This window comes from Streptomyces sp. NPDC033136, from assembly GCF_055578235.1.
The window spans coordinates 575,189-596,012 of record NZ_JBVIPD010000001.1 but is presented as its reverse complement, the minus strand read 5'-3'; the positions used below and the strand labels follow the sequence as shown (position 1 = coordinate 596,012).

The 20,824-nt window shown below is 71.3% G+C and carries 22 protein-coding genes and 2 pseudogenes; 14 read left to right on the top strand and 10 right to left on the bottom strand.

Annotation, left to right across the window (positions count from 1 at the left end):
- Nucleotides 1-16 precede the first annotated feature (16 nt).
- The gene (locus ACZ5TL_RS02760) at nt 17-646 is read right to left on the bottom strand and encodes a DUF2617 family protein (protein WP_468586893.1); all 630 of its coding nucleotides are present in this window, start codon (nt 644-646) and stop codon (nt 17-19) included.
- Between the two features lie 1,188 nt (nt 647-1,834).
- Here ACZ5TL_RS02760 and ACZ5TL_RS02755 point away from each other — a divergent pair.
- Complete coding sequence (locus ACZ5TL_RS02755; protein WP_468586891.1) at nt 1,835-3,025, top strand: pyridoxal phosphate-dependent aminotransferase; 1,191 nt, start codon at nt 1,835-1,837, stop codon at nt 3,023-3,025.
- Nucleotides 3,026-3,114: 89 nt separating this feature from the next.
- On the opposite strand, the gene ACZ5TL_RS02750 is transcribed toward ACZ5TL_RS02755, so the two are convergent.
- Nucleotides 3,115-4,218 (bottom strand): sensor histidine kinase, encoded by a 1,104-nt coding sequence (locus tag ACZ5TL_RS02750; RefSeq protein ID WP_468586889.1) that lies wholly within the window; start codon nt 4,216-4,218, stop codon nt 3,115-3,117.
- Complete coding sequence (locus ACZ5TL_RS02745) at nt 4,215-4,856, bottom strand: response regulator transcription factor (RefSeq protein WP_468586887.1); 642 nt, start codon at nt 4,854-4,856, stop codon at nt 4,215-4,217. The genes ACZ5TL_RS02750 and ACZ5TL_RS02745 overlap by 4 nt, the downstream gene beginning before the upstream one ends.
- A 235-nt stretch (nt 4,857-5,091) precedes the next feature.
- Between ACZ5TL_RS02745 and ACZ5TL_RS02740 the strand changes: the two genes are divergently transcribed.
- From ACZ5TL_RS02740 to ACZ5TL_RS02690, 11 genes and pseudogenes are all read left to right on the top strand, one after another.
- Nucleotides 5,092-5,430, top strand: coding sequence for a hypothetical protein (locus ACZ5TL_RS02740; protein ID WP_468586885.1), 339 nt, complete (start codon nt 5,092-5,094; stop codon nt 5,428-5,430).
- A 48-nt stretch (nt 5,431-5,478) separates the two neighbouring features.
- A complete protein-coding gene (locus ACZ5TL_RS02735; RefSeq protein ID WP_468586883.1) occupies nt 5,479-7,137 on the top strand; it encodes a hypothetical protein in 1,659 nt (552 codons plus the stop codon).
- A complete protein-coding gene (locus ACZ5TL_RS02730; protein ID WP_468586881.1) occupies nt 7,124-7,819 on the top strand; it encodes an ABC transporter ATP-binding protein in 696 nt (231 codons plus the stop codon). The genes ACZ5TL_RS02735 and ACZ5TL_RS02730 overlap by 14 nt, the downstream gene beginning before the upstream one ends.
- Nucleotides 7,816-8,355, top strand: coding sequence for a stage II sporulation protein M (locus ACZ5TL_RS02725; protein ID WP_468586879.1), 540 nt, complete (start codon nt 7,816-7,818; stop codon nt 8,353-8,355). Before ACZ5TL_RS02730 ends, ACZ5TL_RS02725 begins: the two co-directional genes overlap by 4 nt.
- 56 nt (nt 8,356-8,411) lie before the next feature.
- Entirely contained in the window at nt 8,412-8,666 is a 255-nt protein-coding gene (locus ACZ5TL_RS02720) for a hypothetical protein (RefSeq protein ID WP_468586877.1), read from the top strand.
- On the top strand, nt 8,663-9,328 hold the full coding sequence (locus tag ACZ5TL_RS02715) for a YIP1 family protein (protein WP_468586875.1): 666 nt from the start codon (nt 8,663-8,665) through the stop codon (nt 9,326-9,328). Before ACZ5TL_RS02720 ends, ACZ5TL_RS02715 begins: the two co-directional genes overlap by 4 nt.
- The gene (locus tag ACZ5TL_RS02710; protein ID WP_468586873.1) at nt 9,325-10,251 is read left to right on the top strand and encodes an ABC transporter ATP-binding protein; all 927 of its coding nucleotides are present in this window, start codon (nt 9,325-9,327) and stop codon (nt 10,249-10,251) included. Before ACZ5TL_RS02715 ends, ACZ5TL_RS02710 begins: the two co-directional genes overlap by 4 nt.
- Nucleotides 10,248-11,039, top strand: coding sequence for a hypothetical protein (locus ACZ5TL_RS02705; protein WP_468586871.1), 792 nt, complete (start codon nt 10,248-10,250; stop codon nt 11,037-11,039). Before ACZ5TL_RS02710 ends, ACZ5TL_RS02705 begins: the two co-directional genes overlap by 4 nt.
- Before the next feature lie 373 nt (nt 11,040-11,412).
- Nucleotides 11,413-11,852: pseudogene (locus ACZ5TL_RS02700) on the top strand (aminotransferase class I/II-fold pyridoxal phosphate-dependent enzyme); the annotation flags it as partial.
- Nucleotides 11,853-12,002: 150 nt separating this feature from the next.
- Nucleotides 12,003-12,260, top strand: a complete 258-nt coding sequence (locus ACZ5TL_RS02695; RefSeq protein WP_468586869.1) for a type II toxin-antitoxin system Phd/YefM family antitoxin — start codon at nt 12,003-12,005, stop codon at nt 12,258-12,260.
- A gap of 10 nt (nt 12,261-12,270) precedes the next feature.
- Nucleotides 12,271-12,531, top strand: coding sequence for a Txe/YoeB family addiction module toxin (locus tag ACZ5TL_RS02690; protein WP_067029017.1), 261 nt, complete (start codon nt 12,271-12,273; stop codon nt 12,529-12,531).
- On the opposite strand, the gene ACZ5TL_RS02685 is transcribed toward ACZ5TL_RS02690, so the two are convergent.
- The 3 genes from ACZ5TL_RS02685 to ACZ5TL_RS02675 all read right to left on the bottom strand — a co-directional run bounded on the left by ACZ5TL_RS02685 (nt 12,519) and on the right by ACZ5TL_RS02675 (nt 16,378).
- Nucleotides 12,519-13,298 carry a UPF0158 family protein gene (locus ACZ5TL_RS02685; protein ID WP_468586867.1) on the bottom strand — a complete coding sequence of 260 codons (780 nt, stop codon included), beginning with the start codon at nt 13,296-13,298 and terminating at the stop codon, nt 12,519-12,521. The genes ACZ5TL_RS02690 and ACZ5TL_RS02685 overlap by 13 nt on opposite strands.
- Before the next feature lie 119 nt (nt 13,299-13,417).
- Nucleotides 13,418-15,502, bottom strand: coding sequence for a hypothetical protein (locus tag ACZ5TL_RS02680; protein WP_468586865.1), 2,085 nt, complete (start codon nt 15,500-15,502; stop codon nt 13,418-13,420).
- A gap of 321 nt (nt 15,503-15,823) precedes the next feature.
- On the bottom strand, nt 15,824-16,378 hold the full coding sequence (locus ACZ5TL_RS02675) for a Uma2 family endonuclease (RefSeq protein ID WP_468586863.1): 555 nt from the start codon (nt 16,376-16,378) through the stop codon (nt 15,824-15,826).
- 126 nt (nt 16,379-16,504) lie between these two features.
- On the opposite strand from ACZ5TL_RS02675, the pseudogene ACZ5TL_RS02670 reads away from it, so the two are divergent.
- A pseudogene (locus ACZ5TL_RS02670) lies at nt 16,505-16,939 on the top strand (aminotransferase class I/II-fold pyridoxal phosphate-dependent enzyme); the annotation flags it as partial.
- A 306-nt stretch (nt 16,940-17,245) separates the two neighbouring features.
- Here ACZ5TL_RS02670 and ACZ5TL_RS02665 read toward each other — a convergent pair.
- The 4 genes from ACZ5TL_RS02665 to ACZ5TL_RS02650 all read right to left on the bottom strand — a co-directional run bounded on the left by ACZ5TL_RS02665 (nt 17,246) and on the right by ACZ5TL_RS02650 (nt 20,186).
- Nucleotides 17,246-17,902, bottom strand: a complete 657-nt coding sequence (locus tag ACZ5TL_RS02665) for a DUF433 domain-containing protein (RefSeq protein ID WP_468586861.1) — start codon at nt 17,900-17,902, stop codon at nt 17,246-17,248.
- A 97-nt stretch (nt 17,903-17,999) separates the two neighbouring features.
- Entirely contained in the window at nt 18,000-18,917 is a 918-nt protein-coding gene (locus tag ACZ5TL_RS02660; protein ID WP_468586859.1) for a hypothetical protein, read from the bottom strand.
- Between the two features lie 260 nt (nt 18,918-19,177).
- Nucleotides 19,178-19,309, bottom strand: coding sequence for a DUF397 domain-containing protein (locus ACZ5TL_RS02655; protein ID WP_468586857.1), 132 nt, complete (start codon nt 19,307-19,309; stop codon nt 19,178-19,180).
- Nucleotides 19,272-20,186 carry a helix-turn-helix domain-containing protein gene (locus ACZ5TL_RS02650; RefSeq protein ID WP_468586855.1) on the bottom strand — a complete coding sequence of 305 codons (915 nt, stop codon included), beginning with the start codon at nt 20,184-20,186 and terminating at the stop codon, nt 19,272-19,274. Before ACZ5TL_RS02650 ends, ACZ5TL_RS02655 begins: the two co-directional genes overlap by 38 nt.
- A 206-nt stretch (nt 20,187-20,392) precedes the next feature.
- On the opposite strand from ACZ5TL_RS02650, the gene ACZ5TL_RS02645 reads away from it, so the two are divergent.
- Nucleotides 20,393-20,818, top strand: a complete 426-nt coding sequence (locus tag ACZ5TL_RS02645; protein WP_468587090.1) for an ATP-binding protein — start codon at nt 20,393-20,395, stop codon at nt 20,816-20,818.
- Nucleotides 20,819-20,824 lie beyond the last annotated feature (6 nt).

Sequence of the window (20,824 nt, the reverse complement as noted above, 5' to 3'; positions counted from 1 at the left end):
CCCCGACCACGCTTCGTCACCCACACGTGTGGTGCTGGTCTGCGGAGGCGGTGGAGGATCGGTACGGGATCCGGTTGACCGCATGCGGTTCGGCCGGCCGGGCAGCGCTCGACGGCGGCCAGTGGGCGGACACCGCCGCCGGCGCCCGCATCCCCACCTTCGTGCGGGTCGCCACCAACTGCCCGTCCTGCGGGTACGCGTGCCAGGTCCGCCAGTGCACCTGCCCCTGCTGCCGCTGGGCGAGCAGGGCCGTGAAGGCGTGCGGGCTGCCGGGGAAGACACCCGCGAGGCCGTGCGGGTGGTCGGAGACCAGGGCCAGCAACTCCTGGGCGCGGCCCGCGAAGGAGCCGGGCGTGAGGACCTCGACCCGGGCCGCGAACTCGTACTCCCAGTCGCCCACCCGCTCGGCGACGCCGAGCGGAAGCGGGGTGCTGCTGCCCGGAATGCACGCCACCGTCTCCGAGCAGATGCCCCGGTCCTCCTCCAGCAGGACCTGGTGGGACGCACCGAGAAGGCGCAACTGCACTTTGATGCCTGTCAGTTCGAGGTCGAGCGTGGCCAGCGCGGGAAGCGGCTCGCGTCCCAGGGCCCAGGCGAGATCGGCCGCGCGCGTGTCGGTATAGGGGGTGTTCAGCGTCGTGAGCATGGATCGGCTCCGCAAGCACACAAGGAGAGGGAGATGGGTCCGCTGCGCTCCGGTCGCACCGGGGGACTTCGGCCCGGGTCAGCCCGGTCGGCCGGTTTCAGGAAGGTGTCCGCGGGACGTCCGAGGGGCTGCGTTGGTGATTGAGAGGGAATCATGAACTGTGGCGCCGCAACAGCGTTTTTACCCAAGTTCGTGGGGTTTCCATCCCTCAGAGGGCCCCACGGCTCAACTGTTCAACTACGGCGTGCGCCGTTGCCGGGGAGGCGTGCGCCGGTGCGCCGTGGCGCGCGCCGGAAACCGGCACGAACGGGCCCCGTCGGCTTCCCAGTCGGCTCCCGAAGTGGCCTTCTGCCAGGCGCAGTTGCCGGAGGCACGCGGGGACGCGGCCCCCTCCCACGGGACATCGCCCCGCAGGCGTGAGAAGTCGCCCGAATCCGCCTGATGCCACCGGATGCCACCGGAAGGCCACCCGACAGAGGTTCGACGGGTCCTTCGCCGGTGAGCCGGTGGCCCGGTGAAATCCCGGGGAGGCGGGAACGAGAGACGCTGTCGGCGCATGCCGCACGGCGGGAGCCAAGTGTCCGCACGGTCTCAGCGACACACCGCGTGCACGGCGTGTCGCTGAGACTCTCGCACCACTTGTCGGCAGTCCGCCGTCCGCCGGATTCACCAACGGCATCACAAGAGCGCGGGGCCCGCCTCCATGGTGCGGACCCCGCGCTCGGCGGTTACGGCTTCCCCGTCGGGAGAGCGGCCGACGTCAGTCAGCTGCTACCGCCGCCGCAGCCACCGCCACCACCCCCGCCGCAGGACGACCCGCCTCCACCGGACGAGCTGCCGCCGCAGGAGTGCCCCCCGTGGTGTCCGTCGCCGCCGGACGAGCCGGAGTCTCCCCCGCCGGCCCACCAGCTGCTCCCGCTGTCGTGGTGCGAAGCCGTGGACACCCCCGCCCCGCGACGCGTCGTCCGCGCGGGACGGCCGGAACCGCCCCTGCGTGCGAGGGACACCAGCGCCCCGACGAAGAGGATTCCAGTCACCGCCAGGATGATGCCGAAGATCATGGCGTCACCCTCCTTCCGTTCCCCCGAAGCGGCCCCCCGTGGGCGCCTCGCTCTTGCGTGACCGGGAGATGCCCGCCCCCTGCGCGGCCCAAAGCAGAGTTGAGGAACTCCAGAGCTTCGGCGCAGGATGGCCGGCATGACCTCCAGCGCGCGCCCCCTCCTCAACCGCCGGCTCGCCGAGTTCGGGACGACGATCTTCGCCGAGATGTCCGCCCTGGCCCTGAGCACCGGCGCCATCAACCTCGGGCAGGGCTTCCCCGACACCGACGGCCCCGAGGAGATCAGGGAGGCGGCCGTGCGGGCGCTGCGGGACGGGCGCGGCAACCAGTACCCGCCGGGCCCCGGCGTCCCCGAGCTGCGCACCGCGATCGCGGCCCACCAGCAGCGGCGCTACGGCCTGTCCTACGACCCCGACACGGAGGTCCTGGTCACCGCCGGGGCCACGGAGGCCATCGCCGCCGCCCTGCTGGCCCTGCTGGAGCCAGGCGACGAGGTGGTCGCCCTCGAGCCGTACTACGACTCGTACGCGGCGTGCATCGCGATGGCGGGCGGACGCCGGGTGCCGGTGACGCTCCGCCCGCACGAGGGCAGCTTCCGCCTGGACCTGGACGAACTGCGCGACGCCGTCACCGACCGCACCCGCCTGCTGCTGATCAACACCCCGCACAACCCGACCGGCACGGTCCTCACCCGCGAGGAGCTGGCCGCGATCGCCGAGCTGGCGGTGGAGCGGGACCTGCTGGTGGTGACGGACGAGGTGTACGAGCACCTGGTCTTCGACGACGCCGAGCACGTGCCGCTGGCGACGTTCCCGGGGATGCGCGAGCGTACGGTCACCATCTCCAGCAGCGGCAAGACGTACTCGTTCACCGGGTGGAAGGTCGGCTGGGTGACGGCCGCGCCCGCGCTCGTGACCGCCGTGCGCTCGGCGAAGCAGTACCTGACGTATGTGGCGTCCGGACCGTTCCAGTACGCCGTCGCCGAGGCCCTCGCGCTGCCGGACAGCTACTTCGAGGGGTTCCGCGCGGACATGCTGGCCAAGCGGGACCTGCTCGCGGGCGGCCTGGAGCGGGCGGGCTTCACGGTCTTCCGCCCGGCCGGCACTTACTTCATCACCACCGACATCCGCCCCCTCGGTGAGAGCGACGGTTTCGCCTTCTGCCGGGCGCTGCCCGAGCGGGCCGGTGTCGTCGCGATCCCCAACGCGGTCTTCTACGACCACCGCGAGCAGGGCGCACCCTTTGTCCGCTTCGCCTTCTGCAAGAAAGACGACGTTCTCCACGAGGCAGCCGGTCGCCTGCGACGCCTCGCCGGCTGAGTTCATCCCTCTTCGTGAGGCCGGCCCGACCGACTACGAGAACGAATACTGGGTCGGCCTCACCGTGGGACGGGCTGCATAGGAAGGACTCAACGGTTCGACGAGATCGAGTCGGGCAGGATTGCCAGTACACGAAAACCTCCGTCCTCCGTCTGCCCTGCCTCCAGCTCCCCTCCGAGCAGCTCGGCACGCTCTCGCAGTCCGGACAGTCCGTGGCCACCTGTGGGGAGTGGCTCACAGGGGTTCGCGCCGGCGGAAGGGCTGTTGCGTATCTCGACGACGAGCGCGGACGCGGTTCCCGGCGCGGTGCTCACGGCGACCGTCACCTCGGCGTTCGGAGCGTGCTTTCGTACATTGGTCAGGGCTTCCTGCACGGTACGGTATGCCGTGTGCTCCACCGCCCCGGTCCACGAGAGGGACGAGGCGTCCACCGCATCGAAACGAACTGGCAGGCCGCTTGATTCGACCAAGGCCGGCAGGTCCACGAGGCCAGGTGTCCCGCGTGGCGAGCGGAGTGCCCCGACCAGGTGCCGCAGTTCCTCCAGGGTGGCGGTACTCAGCCTCCGGATCGTCATCGCGCCTTCTTGGCTGTCTCTGTCCTTCGCCGTCGCCTCAAGTGCCCCTGCCTGGACCGCGATCAGGCTGATCTGGTGGGAGACGATGTCGTGCATCTCCCGCGCCAGGCGTGCCCGTTCCTCGGCGGCGGCCATTTCGGAAAGCAGCTCCCGCTCCCGGTCCCGGGCACGCGCCAGCTCCGCGATCTGCTCGCACTGCTGGGCACGGGCTCGCGCGAGCCGGCCGACCGCGGTCGGGCCGGCGCTCAGCATCGCGGCCGAGAGCACGCCGAACAGGACTTCCTCGTACGTCCACTCGCCGTCCTGGGTCGGCCACCACGGCCAGAGACCCGCCAGGAAGACCAGCACAGCGCAGCACACCACGGTCCGCAAAGGGCGGATGTCCTTCGCCACCTGGTAGAGGGCGGCCATCGGGGCGATCAGCAGGTAGCCGGTGAGGGCCGCGGGCAGCGTCGCCGCGAGCACGGCCACCGGCAGGCGGTGGCGGAGTAGCAGTACCGCCACGGACGCTGTGTGCCAGGCGAGTTCCAGCGGGGTGGCGACGCGGCAGATGGTCAGCAGCTCGGCCGCCGACGGGACCAGGACGATGGCGGCTTCGAGGCGGGGAGAGACCCTCATGGCCTGGGGGCGGTGTGCGCGTTCTGGTGCGCGAGTACCGCCGCCTGGACACGGTTGGACAGACCGAGCTTGGTGTAGATGGAGCTGACGTGGTCCTTGGCGGTGGCCGGACTCATCAGCAGCTCGTGGCCGATCTCCGCGTTGGACAGGCCGTCCCCGAGGAGCGACAGCACCTCTCGTTCGCGCTCGGTGAGCTTGTCCATGCGGGGGTCGAACTGCCGACCGCTGAGGTAGCCGCCAACCACGTTGGAGGCCACGGCGGGTGACAGGACCGTTCCGCCCGAGAAGAGCGTGCGGACCGCGTGGGCCAGCCCCTGTGGTGCGGTGTCCTTCAACAGGAAGCCTGCCGCGCCCGCACGAAGAGCTGCCGCTATCTCCCCGTCGCCGGAGAATGTCGTCAGCATGGCCACCACAGGAGGACGGAGACGGGCACGCAGTTCGGTGAGCACGCTCAGCCCGTCCCTGCGTGGCATTCGCACGTCGAGCAGCACCACATCCGGGCGGTGCCGCATGACCATCTCGACCGCCTCCGGGCCGTCGCAGGTCACCGGCACCGTGATGTCCGGCTCGGCGTCCAGGATCCGTTGCAAACCGGAGCGCAGCAGCACCTCGTCGTCGACGATCAACACCCGGATCACGTGGGTCCCCCTGTGTCTTGCGGTCACCTCAACATAACAAGGCCGCGCAACTGCGAAATAGTCATTCCTGGCGATGCCACCCCCGCCGAACGGCGGGGGAAGGGGCCACCGCTCGGCGGGGGCGAGACCTTCCACAGGCGGAGGTTGGGCAGGGCTGCGGGTGCCTACCCTGCCCATTCGCCGGACCGGAACCATTCGCCGGTCCGGAACGACCACTTTGAACAGGGGAATGAGCATGTCTCACATCCGTACGCTGCCGCGCGCCCTCATGGCGCTCTCGGTCGCCGCACTGCTGGCCGTCGCGTCGATGGCGCTGCTGGCCACCGGTGGCGCGTCCCACGCCGAGGCCCTGCCCACGGCGTTCTCGGCGGACCTGACCACGACGTTCGGCGTCAGCGCGTACGCCGCGAAGAAGATCGTCGACGCGGTCAACAGCCCGTGGGCCATGGCGCTGAGTGTCGCCCTGCTGCCGCTGGGCCTCGGCGGTGCCGCGCTGACCATCCGCGCCACCTGGGCCACCTTCGTCGCCACCATCGGCAAGAAGGCCGCCACCGGCGCCATGGTCGGCTGGTAGCAGACAGAGCACGACACTGACCGGGCGGATCAGCAGAGGACTGGGGACATGACCATCTGGAGTCTGTGGCGGCTGGATCGGCAGCGCCGCATCCGTGTGTGGTGCGCGCGCTTCCCCTGGCTGCCGTCCGGTCCTGCCCGAATACGGGGAACGGCGGCCGCTGCGGCGGCCGCTGGTTTCCTCCTGGCCGCGCTGGTCTGCGCCGGGGCCGGCCAGCTCGCGGGAGTCGAACGCTCCCGGCCCGCGCTCGATGTCGCCTGGGCCGGGCTCGTCGTCCTGGTCGCGCTGGCCGGGTTCTCGGTCACATCCGTGCGCGACGCCCTGCTCGTACCGGATGCCGCGCTGCTGCGGGGACTGCCGGTATCCGGCGTACACATCGCCGTGGTCCGGCTGCTCCTGCCGACGGCCCTGTACGCGGCATGTGGCGGCCTGCTCATCGGGGCCGGCGTCACCACCGGTGCCGTACTGTCAGGTGCACTCCCGCTGGGCTCGGCCTCGCGCATGCTGCTGTGGGGCACCGTGAGCGCGGTCGGCGTCGCCCTCCTCGCCCGCGCCTGCGCCGTGCTCCTGTTCCGACTCGGCCTCCTGGCTCCCGCCGCCTGGAACGCCCCGCTGCTCACCCTGCTCGGCGGCTGTCGGCACCTGATGCTCGCTGCGGCCGCCCTCGCCCTCGTCGGGGACGTACGCGGCGCCGAGGAGCCGGTCCGCGCGCTCGCGGCCGAGATCTCCCGCCGGGCGGGAACTCCGGGTGTCGCCTCCGCGCTGCTCCTGCTCGCCATGGGCTGTGCCGCAGGCGCGCTCGCGGTGTTCGCGATGCGCCGCACCGATCCACACACCGTCCAGCAGCGCATGACCACCCCCGGCACCTGGCGCGTCACCCGGCCGCTCCCGACGGCTCCGGACGCGGCGCTGCGAGCGAAGGACCTCCGCGTGCTGGTGCGCCGCGGCCCCCAGGTGTGGGAGCTGCTGGCCGGAGTCACCGTCTTCGTGCCGGCCCTGGCCGTCTGCGTCGGCTCGCTGGCCGTGCTCGGCCCCTCCGCCCGCTCGGGGCCGCTCGCCCAGGCTCTGGTCACCATGCTGGTGGCCTCGCTCATCGGTACGGTCCTGGGCCTGCTCGGCGAGGTGCTCGCCCCGGTGATCAGCATGGACACCGAGGGCCCGGCCGGTCAGCTGCTGCGGACCGTCCCCGGTGCGCTCGACCGGCTGCGGTCGGTGCGAGCGGGTGCCTGCACCCTGGTCGGCACCGCTGTCGGCGTCGGCATGCTGCTCGTGGCCCAGCCGGCCCTGGCTCTGCCACCGTCGGCGGTCGCCGCGCTGGCCCCCGTGGTCCTCGGCAGCGCTGCCATCGACGCCACCGTCCTGGTGATCGTCTCGGGGAACCATCCGGCGCCCCTGCGCCCCGAGATCGTGCTGCCTCACCCCGAACCACAGGTGCGCGCCGCCTCGATGACGGCGACCGCGCTGTGGGTGAGCCTCGGCGGCCCGCTCGCGGCAGGTCTCGGCTACCTCGTACCCGACTCCTGGCCGCTGGCGGTGGCCTGCTGCCTGCTCGTCCTCGTCCTCGCCCGCCCCGCCGGAGCGGCCCTGCCGCGCTGGTGGGCCACACGTGGCACCCACTCCGCCCACCCGCCTCTGCCCGAACCCGCGACGCGCCGGGCACCGGATGCCCCAGCCCGCCCCGAAACGGATGCCCATGCTCAGCTTTGAATCGGTCCGCGTCAGCTACCCGCAGACAGGGACCGCGGCTCTCGACGGCGTGTCGTTCAGCGTCGCCCCGGGGGACTGTGTGGCCCTCGGCGGAGGCAACGGCGCGGGCAAGTCGACGATCCTGCGGACCGCGGCAGGTCTCACCGAGCCCGACGAGGGCCTGGCGCTGATAGCGGGAGCACCGGCCGGATCACCTGACGCCCGGTCCCGAGTGGGCTTCGTCGCCGACAAGCCCCCGCTGTACGACGTCCTCAGCCCCGTCGAACACATCGAACTGCTCTCCCGCCTGTGGCAGTTGGCGCCAGTAACGGCCGACCGACTGCGGCGGTTCCGCCTCGACGAGGTCGCCGACCGTCCCGTACGTACCCTGTCTCTCGGCCAGCGCCAGCGCCTCGCCCTAGCGGTGGCGACGCTGCACGGGCCCGAACTCCTCCTGCTCGACGAGCCGTTCAACGGCCTCGACGCCGCGACGACCGGGATCCTGCGCGAGACGCTGCGCGCCCACCTCGCGACCGGAGGAGCCGTCCTGGTCGCGACCCACGCTTTCGAACCGCTGGCCACCATCGCCACCCGGGCCCTCCGGGTGGACCGGGGCCGACTTGTCGGTCAGTACGAGGACCCGGACGCCCTTGCCTCGCTGCGCCGGGACTTGGCGATGGGAGAAGAGGGGGCCTCTCAATGACCGCCCAAGCGGTGGACGCTCCAGTGTCCTCCTCCCGTACCTCCCGTACCTCCCGTACGGCTCTGGCGGCGGCCGCGGCCGTCGTCGTCCTGCCACTGCTCGCGGGTGTGCAGTCCGGCCGACTCCTCGGTACGGCCGAGCACCTGGGAGCCGGGGGGCGTGGCGCGCTCAGCATCTGGGCGCACAACGCGAGCCTCGCCGTGATGACCGCCGCCCTGGGCCTGCTCTCGCTCGGACTGCTGACCCTGCTGATGGCAGGCGTCGGATGGTTCGTCAACGGGTACGCGCTCGGCGCCTACCTGGGCAGCGGGCACGATCTGGTCGAGTTGCTGAGCCTGATGCCCCATCTGGTACCGGAACTCAGCGCGTTCGTCCTGGCCACGGCGGTCGGGCTGTCCGGCGCCGCGCGCGCCCTGGCGTCCGTCCGAGGTCGCGCGCTCCCACCCCGGCGGCAGTGGGCCCGCGACAGTGGGCTGCGCCTCGCGGCGGCGACGGTTCTCCTGATACCCGCCGCAGTCCTCGAAGCGGCCACCTGACCACCCCGCCGTTCCGCTGCCGCCCGGACCACCCTTCGCCTAACGGAGATTCACCCATGAAGACCCCCGCCCCCAGCCGCCGCGGGCGCGGTATCGCCCTGGCCGGTGCCGTAGTGCCGCCACCCGCGGCCCTGTTCGCCCTGATCCTGCTGCCCGGCCTGTACGGGCCTGGCGCCGCCCTCGGTCTGCTGGCGGCCGGAGCGGTACTCACCTCCGGGATGCTCGCTCCCGGCCCCCGCCTGCTGCTGCGTGTCTGCGGCCTGCTGGGGATGCTCGGTGGACTGGCTCTGATCGTGGCGGAGGCGTCGTGACGACCTCGATGGCGTCCCCACCCCGGCTCCCGGAGGCGGAGGACGGCACGGCGGCGGGTCCGCCGGCACCCCGCCCATGGCTGGTGCTGGCCGCGCCCGGCGCCGTCTTCCAGGCCGTGGCCGAAGGCAGCGGACCTCGACGTGCCCTGCGCGCCCTGCTGTTCACCCTGCCCCTCATGCCCGTCGTCTTCGCCTTTCTGGTGCATGACGGCATACGGTCCGCCCTCCTGGAGGATCCGGCGCTCGCCGACCGGGCGGGCGCGGCCGGCTATCTCGCGGTGCTGGCCGGAGTGGTGCTGTGCGTGGTGCAGGTGGCGCTCATGACCGCCAACTACGCCATGTTCGCCGTGGTCGTACGCATCGGAGGCGACGCCAAGCCCGCGCATCGGAAGATGCTCGCCGTCTGGGCCTACGCCTGTTTCCCGCTGATTCTGCGTCAGCTCTGCTACGTGCTGGTGATCGCCACCGCCGGCCCCGAGTGGCTCACGGCGCACGCCGGAGTCATCGGCGTGGCCGACCCGTTCCTGGCCGCGGTCGCCGTGCTGTTCTTCATCGGCTGCCGCAAGGGGCTGGGGCTCACCTTCGCCCGATCGGCCGTCGTCACCGCCCTGACCACGGTCATCGGCGCCGTGGGCGCGCTTGTCGGAGGTGTCGCGCTGTGAGCGGACCGGCTGTCGTACTCGACGGCGTATGCGTCGAACTGAGCGGGCGCCCTGTCCTCGACTCGTTGAGCCTGCGCATCCCACGCGGCCAGATCACCGGCTTGATCGGCCCCAACGGGGCGGGAAAGTCGACCGCGCTGCGCGTGATGCTCGGCCTGCTGCGGCCGCACCGGGGCGAGGGCAGCATCCTCGGACACCCGCTGTCCGACCCTGCGGCCTATCTGCCCAAGGTGGGGGCGTTCATCGACGGCCCGGCCGTCGACCCCGCGCTCACCGGGCGCACCAATCTGCGGGTCCTGGCGCGCCTGTCAGGCACCCCCGAGCACCGTCTCGACGAACTCCTGGAGACCGTGGGGCTCACGGATGCCGCCCGCCGCAAGGTACGCGGCTACTCCCTCGGTATGAAGCAGCGCCTCGGTATCGCCGGCGCCCTGCTGAAGGACCCCGAGCTGCTGGTGCTCGACGAACCGACCAACGGCCTCGACCCGTTCAGCTCCGCCCGGCTGCTGAACCTCGTGAAGGAACGGGCGGAGACGGGCCACACTGTGGTGATCTCCAGCCATGTCCTGGCCGACCTGGAGTCGGTGTGCGACCACTTCGTACTGATCGACGGCGGCACCTGCCGTATCGACAGTCCCCGTGCCCAGGTGCTCGGACAGAGCAGGAGCGGTCTGCGGGTCGTCCCCGCCGACCCGGCCATGCTCGCCGCGGTCGTACGTATCGCGCGGGCTCTTGGTCTCACGGCCGCCCCGTACGACGACCACGTCGTGGTGGCCGCGGACCGCGGCAGGGCGGCGGAACTCAACCGCGCCCTGATCACCGCCGACATCGACGTCGTCGAGGTCAGCGAGCAGCAGGCAGATCTCTTCCAGGCGTTCGCCGCGGCGATCGGTGGCGCCCCCCGCCCGGGAGTCGACGCATGACCGGAGTGTTCACGGCCGAACTGGCCCGCCTGTCCAGGCCGTCCCCCATCGTGACCGCGCTGGGCGCGGTCACGGTGCCCATCCTCGCGGTCACCGCCCTCGCCCTGCTGGTGCCGGAGCAAGCGGCGCCCGGGGCGATGGCGGACGGCGCCGCGCGCATGCCGATGGACCTCGTGGCACTGACCAAGCCGGAGGGAGCGTCCGCCGCGGTCCGGTTGCTCGCTCCACAGCTCGCCATGGTCGCCTACTGTCTGTTCGCGCTTTCCGCCGGACGCGACCTCACCCATGCCACAGCCCGCGCGGCACGGCTCCAGGGACCTTCAGCCCGGCGCATCCACTTCGCCAGACTGCTGGTCCTGAGTGCGGTCACGGCCCTGGTGGGCGCGTTGGCCCTCCTGCTCTCGATGCCGGCCGGCGGTGCGGTGGCATTCTCGCGCGGCGCCTCCCTGGACTCGTGGGCATCGGCGGCGGCGTTCGGCGTGCTCGTCGAGCAGTGGGCGGGGCTCACGCTGGCCTCCTGCTGTCTGGGCGCTCTCGGCGCGCTGGTCGCGCTCGTGACCCGCTCGGGCGGCGCCGCGATCGGGATGGGTCTTGTGACGCTGCTCGTGGTCGACCCGCTGCTGTCGGTCTGGCGGCCGCTGCGCGGGCTGACTCCCGGCGCCCTGATCAACCAGGTGGCGTGGTGCGCCTCGGACCGGGGCATGGCTGTGACGGTCGTCGCGGCAACGACCGTCGTCGCGGCCTGGCTCGGCGCAGTCGTCTACCAGCGCCGCAGCGCGACGGCCTGAGCCGGCTCGACCGACTCTCCTGCTCCGTCCAGAACAGCGGACCCGCACCGCGAGTTCGCACTCGTCACCGCCCGCGTCCGCGGCACCGGGCGATGTCGCTGGTTCGCGCGTTCGACAGTGCCGCCCGGCACAGTTCCTCCCAGCCATTCGCGGCCTCTGTCCTCCCGAAAAAGACGTTCCGGCCACTCGGCGGGGGACACTGACGAGACGATGTCCATCGCTCGGTGCACAGCTTCCCCGGCGCCCAGCTCAGCGGCATCGGACAGCGCTTCCGCCGGTGTGTGGACGCTGCTGCTGCGCCGACGACGAGGTCGCCGGATCATCGCCCCCGCCCGGCGCGAAGCCGGGAAACCAATAGGCGCGTGAACGAGGAGTCGGCTGGGGCACGGCGGCCCCGGAGCTGGTGACGGCGGTGCGCTCGGCGAAGCAGTACCTGACGTACGTCTCGGCGGGCCCGTTCCAGTACGCGATCGCCGAGGCGCTGGCGCTGCCCGAGTCGTACTTCACGGCCTTCCGGGACGACATGCTGCTCAAGCGGAACCTGCTGGCGGCGGGCCTGGAGGAGGCCGGGTTCCGAGTGTTCCGCCCGTCGGGCACGTATTTCATCACCACCGACATCCGCCCCTCAGCGAGACCGACGGCGTCACCTTCTGCCGGAGCCTGCCGGAGCGCGCGGGCGTCGTCGCCATCCCGAACGCGGTCTTCTACGACCACCACGAGGAGGGCGCGCCCTTCGTCCGGTTCGCCTTCTGCAAACGTACTGAGGTGCTGACGGACGCGGCGGAACGGCTCCGCAAGGCGTTCGCACACTGACCGCCGCAGTACGTCCCCCTCCCCTCCTTTGCCTGCTGTCCCGCTACGGAACTCTCGCGCCCGGAACCGCGCGGTGACGGCCGCCATTCTGCCGCTTGCCACACCACAGGCATCGACGTACAGTTTCTTGTACGTCAAGGAGGGTTGATCGTGAAGACCATGACCTATTCCGAGTCGCGCGCGCGGTACGCCGAGGTGCTCAACTCCGTCACCGACGACCGCGAAGAGGTCGTCATCACCCGGGCCGGGCACGAGCCGGTCGTCATAGTTTCCCTTGAGGATTACGAGTCCCTGAAGGAGACGGCGTACCTGCTGCGGAACCCGGCCAACGCGCGGCGCCTGCTCGCGTCCATCGACGAGCTGGAAAGCGGCGGCGGCACCGTACGCGAGCTGGCGGCCGACGAGTAGGGGCCGCGAGTTGAAGATCACCTTCTCCTCCCGCGCCTGGGAGGACTATCTGTGGTGGCAGCTTCAGGACCGGAAGATCCTGAAGCGCATCAACACACTCATCGCGGACATCGCCCGGAACGGCAACGAGGGGATCGGCAAACCGGAACCCCTCAAGCACGGGTTCCAGGGCTACTGGTCGCGCCGCATCAACGACGAGCACCGGCTGATCTACAAAGCCACCGAGGACGGCGTCCTGATCGCACAATGCCGCTACCACTATGAGAGCTGACCGGAGTCGACCGGATCAAGCACAGTCTCTGTCGGCCTCAGCGTCGCATTGCGGTCAGCACGTCGGAAGGTGATGTGCGGGCAGTAGCCCTCCTCGGCCAGCCAGGCACGGGCCCGGCCGCGCTGTCGCTCATCGCTGAACCGGTGGTACCGGCTCCAGGAGCGCTCGTCACCGGCGAGGACGTCCTTGAAGCGCCGGAAGGCGCCCCGCCCACCGATGGCGATCCGCAGCCGGTCGGCAAGGGCGGCGTCCTCGACCTCTTCGATGAACAGCTCCATGTCCCGGTAACCGGCCCGGGACCCCAGAGCCGGCGCGTACAGCCATCGCTCGGGATCGTCGTCCTCCTCGGCCTCGGGGCCAGGCCCCAGCTCATCGGTGAACGCAGGCCGGCACTCCCCGGTGGACAGATCGATCCGGCCACCGGACTCGGTCGGGTCGCCCTCCAGCAGCATGGCGAGCATCTCCAGATCGACCGCGAGCGGGCGCAGGAGGGGGATCGCCGCGTCTCCCGTGGCCGCGCGCAACCGGTCCGCCAGCTCCTCATCGCCCCGGAAGCCGCGCTCCTGGAGCGCGCCGAGAAACACGGCCGCCATCTCCGCAGCCCCCGGCAGGCCCTGCGCCGCGGCCACCGCCACACCATCGCCGGCCAGTTGCAGCACCTCGCGCACGGGGCCACGGTGCAACGCGGCAAGCAGCGCCACGCCGTCCTGCGCGTGGATCGCGCCGCGCAGGGCCCGCAGCCCGTCCTCGTCCCATCCCTCAGCCACGACCACGACGGTAACGCGCCACCGAGGGCGTACGACGCCGGGACCCATCGGTTTCCCCCCGCCCGGCTCGGTGCCAGTGCCGGCGCACCCGGCGCCTGGGGGCAGGCGGTGTTGCCCGGTCAGCGGCGCCGCTTGCGGCCGCTCTTGCCTGAGGAGCGCCGAGCCTTCCGGGTGCGGGCGCCGTGGGTACCCAGTGCTCGGGCCGCCAGCTGCCTGAGCTCGTCGAGTCCGGCCCGGTCCGGGTGCGCGGAGTCCAACGCGGCGGCAACCGCTTCCCTGGCCTGGGAGCCCTGGGCGCGGAGCATCTCCTCGGCGCCGTCCCCGCCGCCCGCCAACTCCACGAGTTGAAGCAGGCTCTCGGCGAGCACCAGCAGAGACTCTGCATCGGTCATGTCCTCTGGGGACAGCAACTCACGGTGCGCCAGCGCGTTCAGCGCCAGCGGCGCCAGCTGTGTGTCTCGCCGCAGCGTGCGCAGCAGCCGCTCGCCCTCACCGTCCGGCAACGCCGCCGGCAGCACGCCGAGCATCGCCTGCGCACGCGTGCGGAAGGTCATGGTCCTTACGGCGTCGGTCAGTTGCCGCAGGGCACCTTCCCGCTCGCCGCGGGCCGTGATCCAGCCGGCCAGCTCCGTGCGGGCGGCGTCCGGGTCGTAGTCCTCGGCCAGCACCCCGAGCAGGCCGGCCGCCGGCGCCTGGGCCAGTTCACCGACCAACGGTGCGTCCCTGCCGGCCGCCAGCAACCGCTGTCGTACGGCCCGGGTACCGAGCTCGGTGAGACGGATGAGCTCGACCGGCCCGGCGGTCAGCTCCTCTCGCCGGGCAACGACACGCTCCCGCGCCACCGGGTCCGTTGCCGCCCCCGGGACGCCCAGCAGCTCCGCTAGCTCCGGCGGCATGTCCGCGAGCAGCTCGGGACCGGCATCGGAGAGGTCGATGTCGAGGAACACCGGATCGGCCATCCCACGGTCACGCTCGATCGCGCCCAGGTCGTCCAGCAGGTCGAGCACCGCGCGCAGGTCCCGGTCGGCGTGCTCGAACCACATCCGGTGCTGAAGGTCCGACCCGGCGTCGAGCTGGAGGGAGGTCCGATAGGCCAGGTGTACCGTGTCGCGCAGCCGCGGCCAGGGCATGGGGTACGGCAGGCTGTAGAGCGTGTTCAGCACGTCGTCCAGGATGTGCTCGTAGACGTCGAAGAGCATCGACTCGACGTGCCAGCCGCTGCGGGCCCCGATCAGGGCCTGCCGCAGCTCGAAGCACGCGTCGAAGGCGCGCAGCCACAGCTGGAGCGGGTCGGCCAGCACCGGCCGGGCCTTGGCCACCGCGTACAACCGCCCCTTGACCACCCGGACCAGCCGTGCCTTCTTCGCCCACTCCATCAGCAGTGCCAGCCGCGGCAGGTCGGCCGAAGAGCGCACCCCCTCAATCCTGTCGCCCGTGCCGAGTACGTCCACCAGCTCGCGGGCCTCCGCCATCCGCAGTCGTCCCGTCGCCGTCACCGGACGGCCGCCCTGCCCCGCCCATTCGGCGAGTCCGCGCAACTGCGCCACGGTCGTCGACGCCTCGGCCCGTCGGCGCAGTTCGTCGTCCGGGGGAAGCATCACAGGCAGTTGCGGCTCGGCCCGAGCCACGCCAGGCAGCGCGCGGCCGGTCAGCCGCCGTTCCATGATCGCGGCGAGAGCCTGCTGATCGTAGGCGGCCTCCCCGCGCCGCGCCAGGTCCGCGAAGCGCTGAAACGCCGCCCCATCCTGGACGTCCACGCCCTGCTCCGCGGCCGTCATCGCCCAGAACTTCGCCAATCCCCAGCGAGTGCGGTCCGTCATCGCCGCCACATGCTGTTCCGCGACCTTGTCGACCACGGCGAGGGAATCCTGGAGTGAGGGGCCGCGCGGGTCCGCCAACTGCGCGGCGTGCAGATAGCGCAGTAGCGTGCGCAGTGTGCCCGGGGCGTCGACGCGTTCCTCCCCGGGAAGCTCGGTGACCTGCTGAGGAAGCCAGGAGAGCAGTAGCTCCTCTACATGACGCGACTCCCACAGCCCCAGTCGGCCGTCGGCAGTCGCCAGGTGCCGGTAGTCCAGCACCGTCTCGGCCATGTACCCGTCCACCGGCAGCCCCTGCTCCCCGGCCCACCGCACCAGGCGGTCGACCAGCAGCCCCCGCGCCGCCTCGAACTCCTCCTCGGCCTCGGGTTCGAACCGCATCCGCATGAAATCCCGTCCACCTGTCTGCAGCAGTCGTTGCCGTGCCACGCTATCGCCGAACCGGGGCCGGCAACTCGGCCGAGGACGAGCGGGCCCGCTACCTCAGGGAGTACGTGGTGGTTGTCGCCCGCAGCAAGCGGCTTCGAACCTCTGTGCGGCGAACCGGACTTCGTCGCACAAACTCACGGCGCAGAACGGCACGCCCCCTGGCCGATCCCGATCGGCGAAAGACCAGGCCATCCCAGCCGGCTTCCCCGACCAGGAACGACCACGTCCGGCGACGGCGGTGCCGACGGCACGGGCCCTGGGCCGGCGGGGAGTCCCTCGTCAGCGGGCGTCCGCCTCGGGATCCGGGCGCGGGAGTTCGTCGAGGTCGAGCGTGAAGGTGCGGCCGTCGGCCAGGGGGATGGGGAGCTTGCCGGTGCCGTACGGGTGGGTGTGGGCCGCGATGTAACCCGTGGCCGTCGGCTGGGTGTGAAGGACGACTTCTTGGGCGTAGGGGTCCACGACCAGGTAGATCGGGATTCCGTAGCGGCCGTACTTCGCGGTGCAGTCGTCGTAGTCCTTGCGTGCGGAAGAGGTCGAGACGACCTCCGAGATCAGCAGGACGTCCTCGAAGCTGTAGCGCTTGCCTTCCTTGCGTGCGTCTTCGCGCAGGATCGCGAGGTCGGGGGCGGAGTTCTCGTCGGCGGGGAAGTCGATGTAGACATCGGAGGTGACCTTCGCGTGACGGCCGAGGGCAAGAGCGGAGTCGATCTGCATCGACCTGATGGTGCTGGAGTGCTCTTCGCTCTGCGGGGTCATGATCACCTTTCCGTCGGCCCCGAACAGGACCGTGTACCCCTTGGGGAACTCGGTGTGCACGATCGCGTCGACGCTCATGGACGGCTCCTTCCCGTGTGTGGTCAGGATACGACGGACAGTGCCGCGTCACCGAGCCCGTCGGTACGGCCGGAGATTGGCAGCGGGGCCTGTCGCACGCCGTAGGAATAGGCAGGCCAGCGAGGTGTCGGCTGGGTCACGGCGGCCCCGGAGCTGGTGACGGCGGTGCGCTCGGCGAAGCAGTACCTGACGTACGTATCGGCAGGCCCGTTCCAGTACGCGATCGCCGAGGCGCCGGCGCTGCCCGAGTCGTACTTCACCGCCTTCCGTGCCGACATGCTCGCCAAACGGAACCTGCTGTCGGCGGGCCTGGAGGAGGCCGGCTTCCGGGTCTTCCGCCCCTCGGGCACGTACTTCGTCACCACTGACATCCGCCCCCTCGGCGAGACGGACGGCTTCGCCTTCTGCCGCGCCCTGCCGGAACGCGCCGGTGTCGTCGCCATCCCCAACGCGGTCTTCTACGACCACCGCGAGCAGGGCGCCCCGTTCGTACGGTTCGCGTTCTGCAAGCGGACGGGCGTGCTTGAGGAGGCCGTGAAACGGCTCAGGGCGGCTCTCTAGACGCACCAGGTGGCCTGGCCGGCGTCGGCGATGAGCCGGGGCGCAGCTCCAGGGAGCGGAATGCGGTGGGCCTGGTCCTCAAGCAGACGGAGAGGGTGGTCGCCCTTCGGGCGCCCGCCGCGACGCAGGGACGAACGCGGCGGACGATCCGGAGCCGGATCGTCCGCCGAATCGATCAGGGCGGCCAGGTGCGCTCGATGCGGTCGCGTCGTACCGCGTAGGCGGCGGGACCGCCCCTGCTCACTGCAGCCGCACGCCCTCAGCCCCTCCGCGACACGACGTCCGAGATTGCGGTCGAGGAAGAACTCAGGCGGCAAGGCGCACCACTGCCCGGCACAGCTCTTCGACCTGCTCGGGCGTCATGTCGAAGTCGTAGGCGATGTCCTCGACGCTCTCCCCGGCCTCCCAGAGGTCGGTGATGGCCTTGACCGCGACCCGATTGGCGGCCACGACCGGCGTCCCGTGCCCGAACCTCGGGTCGATGACGACGGGTACGGAGTCCGGATACTGCCTGAGCCGGAGGCTGGAAGGAAAGTCGTCGTCAGCTTCCCAGTTCAGGTAGCGGAGGTAGTCGGAAACCACCTCGTGGATGGGCGCCTGGCCGTCTCGGGCCCTGCGGAGATCGCCGAGTCCGTGCTCGGCGAAGATGTCCACGCCGTCCGTCGCGATCCGCTTCGACACGAGACCGTACGGGGTGGCGAAGGCGTCCCGTACGGCGGCGGCGGCTTCCCTGATCTCGCTCATCCGGAGCCCAAGGGAGCGCAGGGAACGGAGGACATGAGCCTCGGCGACCGCGATGAAGGGCACCGAGGGCTGCCCCTTGCGCAGCGGCTCGACCTGATGGACCAGGGGCGCCCCGGCAGCCCTGCCCTTCAGCCACGAATGGAGCGTCGACTGCGGAATCTCGAGGTAGGAGGCTGTTTCCGTGGGAGTCAGAAGTCCGTCCCTGAACCTGTCGACCATGCCCCACCTCCTCCTGCCGTGTTGCCCGGTACCGCGTGTCGCATCGTCGCACATCAAGCCTGCCACCCAGGGGCGCACGGCACACCCGCCCACCGGCTCAGCCGGTCGCTCGCAGGTGTGCACCGGTCAGGCCCTCCCGGCAGCTCCGGCAGTGTCCGGGCCGCGGGGCGCGGAAGGCGCGCTCGCAGCCGTCGCAGGTCTGGAAGGGCAGTACGACCGGGCGTTCGACGCTCGGAGGCAGCGGGGGCGGGGGCGGCACCGGCAGGGGCGTTTGCCGGAGCCGGAAGGCGAGGATGCTCGCCGGCCGGGTCCAGAAGCGGTCGGGGAGCCGTGCGGTCAGCATCTCCGTGATCTCCCGCGGCCCGACACCGGCCGCCAGCCACTCGGCCACGGCCGGCGCCAGGCGGGCGGCCTCCCGCGCGGACAGGACGAGACGAGGGTCGACCCGGCGCAGGGCGGTCAGTACGGCGACCGCCTCGGGGTCGGCGTCGGCGAGTGCGGGTGCCGGGCTGCCCGGCTCCTCGGGAGCGGGAGCAGACGCCGGGCTGCCCGGCTCCCCAGGGCCGGGAGCGGGCGTCGGCTCCCGTAGGGCCTCGGGTTTTCGGACGGCGGGCCGGGGCGGCCGTGGCGGCTTCGGCGGCTCGGGCGGGCCGGGCGGGCCTTCGCCACGCGGTACGTCGTAGAAGTACGTCCGGGTGCGCACCTGCCCGGCGGGTGTCCGTTCGCGGCGGCGCTCCAGGTATCCGGCCGCTTCGAGTTCCCTGAGCGCCCGGGAGACGAGGATCTCGCCCTCGCTGAAGTGCTCGCACAGGGCGGTGATGGTCACGGGGGAGCCGTCGGGCAAGGAGGCGATGTACGCCGCGACGCCGACCGTGACCGCGCTGCCGCGCCGCTGGACGAGGGCGTTGGAGAGCACCGTGAAGTCGGCCGTCAGCCGGGTGCGTACGTGGATCACGCCGGAGGTCGGAGCTCCGGCGTCGGCGCGCAGGCGCGCGTTAGACTGCGGGTCAGCCATCGGGAAGGCGTTCACTTCCTGATCGGTCAGGCCCTCGATCGGGATTGCCGTCCCGGCCGGGGGCCGTATCTGTTTGCGGTTGTCGCGGCGAACGTAACGGTCCGCGTCCCGCACCCGCAAGCCGGTCACTCGGACGGGTGATGCCCGCCGTCCGGCGCGGGGAGGGTGGGTGGGCGGGTAGTTCTTTCCCCGGTTCTTTCAGGAGGTCAGTGGCCTACCGGACCCTCGCGGACAAGGGCCCGGTGCGTCCGGGAGCCGCCTCAGGGGCGGTGGTGCCCGGCCTTCAACTCGCCTATGAAGGCGGCCCAGGAAGCGGCTTCGAAGCACAGCGTCGGACCGGCCGGGGCCTTGCTGTCACGGACGGGGACGACGGCCCGGAACCCGTCGGCCACCTCCACGCAGTCGCCGCCCGCCTGATTGCTGTAACTGCTCTTGCGCCAGGCGGCGTCGTTCAGATCGGGACGGGACATTCGAGCCACGGTAGTCGCCCTCCATCGTGGACCGGATCATGTCGAGTGACGTGACCGGGGGCAGGGCTGCCGCCCGCAGCCGATCGTAAATCACCTCGTAGCAACCGACGTTGACCGGTTCCTCAATGAGTTGGCCATAGTCCGCGCCCTCGGTGTAGGCCGTCTCTGAGCCGTCCGGCAGGGTCAGGATCGTCAGCGAACCGCCCATTGCCTCGTGTCCGCCCTGGTCGAACGGCAGTACCTGTACGGTGATATGCCGCTCCGCCGCAGCGTCGAGCAGACGCGCCAACTGCTTCCGCATCACGGCCTGGCCGCCGATCGGACGCCTCAGTACTGCCTCATCCAGAACCACCCACAGCTCTGGCCGTTCGGGCGAACTCAGCCGATCCTGCCGCCCCATACGGGCTGCGACGCGCTCCTCCAACTGCTCTTCACTGTCCAGCAGGGCGTCCAGGCTGAGTACCGCCCGGGCGTAGTCCTCGGTCTGCAGCAGACCTGGCACCACATGAGCCGCATACTGCCGGACGGCCACCGCCCGCTCCGCGTACTCCATGAACTTCCGCGACCAGTCCGGAAACGCCTCCCGGTACACATACGGCCACAGCTCCACCAGCAGATCCTCCGCACCGAGTGCCGCGTCCAGCGCTCGCGCCAGCTCCAGCGTCGGCTTCGCTCCGGACGCGCGCTCGATCTGCGTGATCCGCGTGCTCACCACATGCGTCCGGTCGCCCAGCTCGGCCTGGGTCAGTCCCGCCGCCGTCCGGAGCCTGCGCACCCGCGCACCGAACAGCGCGGCCATCGACGCACTGGGGTCAATTCCGTTGGCCAAGGCATCACTTCCGTTCCTTACGGCCTCACAAGTAAGGCTGCGCCCCCTGTCGAGCGTAGGCCGAGCGGCCGACCCTTGAGCACGGAACGTGATGACTCGTGTGCGCAACGGAGCGCTTCGAGGTGACGGAAAGGGACGAGCAGGCCGTGCTGACAGAAACCTCCACCCCGGGAGACATGCCGCAGCGTGAACTCCAGTCGCTCACGGTGCAGTGCCCCTCCTCCCCGCGTGGTGCGCAGCTCGCCCGGCGTCACTCCGTCCGGTGGATGGAGGAACGGGGCCACCCGCCGGCCTCGGACGTCTCCTGCGCGGTCGCCCTCGTCGTCGGCGAACTCGCAGCGAACGCCGTACAGCACGGTCGGGTCCCCGGCCGGGAGTTCGGTCTGCGGCTCGTCCTGGACGGGGCCGCGGGCGTACTGCGAGTCGAGGTCGCGGACGCCGCCTCCGCGAAGCGGCTGCCCACGGCCGCGCCCTCCTCCTGCCCCGACGGCGAGTCGGGCCGGGGGCTGCTCCTGGTGGACGTCCTGGCCGAGCGCTGGGGGTCGACGCCACGCAGTCCCGTGGGCAAGACGGTGTGGGCGGAGCTGCGCCTTGAGATCTGATCCGCC